The organism is Atribacter sp. (genome assembly GCF_035418125.1).
GTDB classification, from domain to species: Bacteria; Atribacterota; Atribacteria; order Atribacterales; family Atribacteraceae; genus Atribacter; species Atribacter allofermentans.
On sequence record NZ_DAOLQM010000118.1, the window covers coordinates 1 to 3,662 of the forward strand.

Genomic DNA, 3,662 nt, shown 5'->3' on the forward strand with positions numbered 1-3,662 from the left:
CCCCTCAATGGGGGAATAAATTCAACAATTCCCCTCCTTGGAGGGGTGCCGCTTTACGGCGGGGAGGGTGTCTTTCGCTTTTCCCTCGTTATCCTGAGAAAAGGCTAAAGAAATACGAATAAAAGATGAGATCCTCACGGCTTCTAAATACGAAGCCTCAGGATGACGCCGATAGCATGAGATGAGATTCTCACGTCGTATAATACGCTCCTAAGAATAATGGGGTGGGTGGATGGGATTGTTACATTGCCTAACCAAAAAACGGTTGAACTCCTAGCAATGACGGATTTAATTGGGATTTTTCATTTTTACCTATAGCTGCAAAGCAACATAAAGACTGATGAAGGGGGGGGAGTTGAAGATGAATAGGAGGAATTTTTTTATTGTTCTTATTCTGTTATTTTTGGTATTTACATTATTTCCTTTTGATAAAGCAGCTATTGCCACGAATACAGATCAATTTATACTAAAAAGTCCGTCCTTTACCGAAGGAAGCATGATCCCAAAAAAGTTTACTTGTGAAGGGGAGAACATTTCTCCAGAATTAATCTGGGAGAACCTTCCAGAGGGCACGGTTAGTCTGGTCCTTATCTGTGAAGACCCTGATGCTCCGGTTGGGATATGGACTCACTGGGTTCTATACAATATTCCTGCGGGATTGCATTCGATTCCTGAAAACCTGAATAGTCAAGAAGAATTGATTACTCAAGAGAAGATTTTAACTGGAATGAATGATTTTAAAAAATTGGGATATGGGGGTCCTTGTCCACCTCCGGGTAAACCACATCGCTATTTTTTCCGCCTGTTGGCTTTAAATACAAAACTTGATCAGAAAACAGGATTAAATCGAGATCAAGTATTGGCAGCTATCAAAGGAAAGGTTATAGAAGAAGCACAACTTGTTGGATTATACAGTCGTTAAAAAAATAAAACCTATTCAATAAAACTCATAACTGGAGGATAAATAATATGTATCCGTGGCACGCAACTTTTCACATGGGTATTGTCCATTTTATGGCTTACCCTCAGGTTAAAACCGAGGACGAAATCTTAAAATCTGTCCATAAAATTTTAAACGATGACTTTTTCCAAGCAATTGAAGTGAATATGTTATATGAAGATAACATTTTGGAAAAAATTTCAGCTCTATGTGAAACAGCCGATGTTGAATTTTTACTCGGGGCACAACCATTTCTTTTATCAAAAAAGATCAATCTCAATGCAGGAAATGATGAAGAAAGACACCAGGCGATTCAATTATGCAAAATGCAAATTGAGCGCTCATATCGGTGCCGGGCCCGTGCTTTAACCTTTTTATCGGGCCAGTACGACTTCACAGAAAAAAAAGATGAATTAAAACAAAATTTGATTCATTCTTTAAGAGAATTGTGCCGTTATTCCCAAGAAATAGGAAATACAGCAGGATATCAATTGGGGATCGACCTCGAAATATTTGATCATACTGTTGATAAAAAAGTATTAATCGGTCCAGCTCCCGATGCCTTTGATATAGCAAAAAGCGTAAAAGCTGATTATCCAGCTTTTTCTTTAACTATTGACCTTTCTCACCTACCTTTAACCTTTGAGGACCCATACTACGTTTTGAAACTATTGGCTCCCTTTATTGGCCATGTTCATATAGGAAACGGTATCCTGGAAAAGAAAAATCCTTTTTATGGAGATCATCATCCACGTTTTGGAATTGCCGGTGGTTGTAATGATTATCAAGAGGTAGCCTATTTTATGATTGCTCTTGAAAAAATTGATTATTTTAATCAAAGGGTAATGACTAAAAAACCAGTTATTTCTTTTGAAGTCAAACCATTACCTCATGAAGATTCGGATTTAGTTGTAGCCAATTCAAAAAGAAAATTTTTAGCGGCTTTAGATAAAGCTCACATAGATTATAAAGAATTGGGGTATAAATTATGACAAAACCTAGAATATTTGTGACCCGAAGAATTCCCCAAGAGGGTTTGGAAATCTTAAAAAGATGTTGCCAGGTAGAAGTGAGTGATTATGACGGGGTAATTCCTCGATCTCTTCTCCTGGAAAAAGTAAAAGATACCGATGGTTTATTAGTTCTTCTTACTGATATGATTGATAAAAAAGTAATTGTTGCGGCAGGAAAGAAACTCCGAGTTATTTCTAATTATGCAGTAGGATATAACAATATTGATGTGGTTGAAGCGACCAAAAGAGGGATAATGGTTACCAATACCCCCGGGGTCCTTACCGAAACAACCGCAGATTTAGCTTGGGCACTTCTGATGTGTATTGGCCGGCGTATTGTTGAAGGAGACAAGTTGGTTCGAGCTGGTAAATTCCGAGGTTGGGAACCAATGTTGTTATTAGGGACTGATATCCATGAATCAACCTTAGGACTCATTGGTTTTGGTAGAATAGGACAAGCTATGGCTCGGCGGGCCAAGGGATTTAATCTCAAAGTTATATATTATGATAGGGAACCTGTTCCTCCTATTATAGAAAAAGAATTAGGAGCAAGTTATGTAAGTTTTGATGAACTCCTTCGAAAAAGCGATTTTATTTCTGTACATGTTCCGCTGACTGAGGAAACTTTTCATCTCATTGGCCAGGAAGAATTTAGTATGATGAAAAAAGAAAGTTATTTAATCAATACTGCTCGAGGACCAATAATTGACGAAAAGGCTTTGGTTAAAGCGCTAAAAGGTGGTGTCATTCGTGGAGCAGCACTGGATGTTTTTGAAAACGAACCAGCGATTGAGCAGGAATTGATGAATTTAAACAATGTCGTGATAGTTCCGCACATTGGTTCGGCTTCCTATCGGACGAGAACAAAAATGGCAATCATGGCGGCAAAAAATTTAATTAGTGCTTTAAGGGGAGAAAGACCAGAATTTTTAGTCAATCCAGAGGTATTGGGTAAAAATTAATATAAACTGAAAAACTTATTATCCTGAAAATACCATCAAATGAATTCCTCTCCTTGGAGGGGTGCCGTTTTACGGCGGGGAGGGTGCTTTTCATCTGTCATCCTGAGCCCTCGCTTATCAAGGGCATGAGGATCTCATCTTTTAAATGCAATGGAATTGGTGAATTGTGGAACTGTGGAATTGGATAAAATCGTGTATTTAAAAACTTAAAAAAATCACCCAATTCAGCCTTTATTGAGCCCAATCTTCTTCTAGTATAGCGACATGCCATGGCATGTCGAATCTTGGGTTTTCATTCCCGTCTAACGCAGATAGTCAGCATGAAGGCTTATTCTGAAAATAAAGGAATTGTTAAAAAGCGAACAAGCAAAAAAGAGAAAGGCACACCCCCCTAAATCCCCCCTCAATGGGGGAATAAATTCAATAATTCCTCTCCTTGGAGGGGTGCCGTTTTCGCGGCGGGGAGGGTGTTTTATATGTTTTTTATGGTTATCTTGAGAAAAGAGAAAGAAACATATATAAAAGATGAGATCCTCACGCGGGAAAGCACCAATCCTGATGATGCATCAATATATAATTCCTTCTCCCTATTCGTACAGAGAAGGTCAGGATGAGGGTGGAAGTACGGATTGAGATCCAGATTAGATGTTTTGAAATTATGCTTGGGAAAGATGCTCAGGTTTCCCCCTCACCTTAATCCTCTCCCACTAGGGGAGAGGAAAGCAAATAAAAAGATGAGATTCTCAC

The 3,662-nt window shown here is 38.7% G+C and carries 3 protein-coding genes; all 3 read left to right on the forward strand.

Features of this window, described 5'->3' with window-relative positions:
• Positions 1-361 precede the first annotated feature (361 nt).
• From PLK24_RS06945 to PLK24_RS06955, 3 genes are read left to right on the forward strand one after another with little or no spacing between them, the layout of a single operon-like run.
• Positions 362-922 (forward strand): YbhB/YbcL family Raf kinase inhibitor-like protein, encoded by a 561-nt coding sequence (locus tag PLK24_RS06945; protein ID WP_324477610.1) that lies wholly within the window; start codon positions 362-364, stop codon positions 920-922.
• Between the two features lie 47 nt (positions 923-969).
• Positions 970-1,932, forward strand: coding sequence for a TIM barrel protein (locus PLK24_RS06950; protein WP_324477612.1), 963 nt, complete (start codon positions 970-972; stop codon positions 1,930-1,932).
• Positions 1,929-2,915 carry a 2-hydroxyacid dehydrogenase gene (locus PLK24_RS06955; protein ID WP_324477614.1) on the forward strand — a complete coding sequence of 329 codons (987 nt, stop codon included), beginning with the start codon at positions 1,929-1,931 and terminating at the stop codon, positions 2,913-2,915. The genes PLK24_RS06950 and PLK24_RS06955 overlap by 4 nt, the downstream gene beginning before the upstream one ends.
• The last annotated feature ends 747 nt before the right edge of the window (positions 2,916-3,662 follow it).

Bases quoted from the DNA above. Each gene is read 5' to 3' on its own strand.
- PLK24_RS06950 (WP_324477612.1), top strand. From the start codon at position 970: ATGTATCCGTGGCACGCAACTTTTCACATGGGTATTGTCCATTTTATG.
- PLK24_RS06945 (WP_324477610.1), top strand. From the start codon at position 362: ATGAATAGGAGGAATTTTTTTATTGTTCTTATTCTGTTATTTTTGGTA.
- PLK24_RS06955 (WP_324477614.1), top strand. From the start codon at position 1,929: ATGACAAAACCTAGAATATTTGTGACCCGAAGAATTCCCCAAGAGGGT.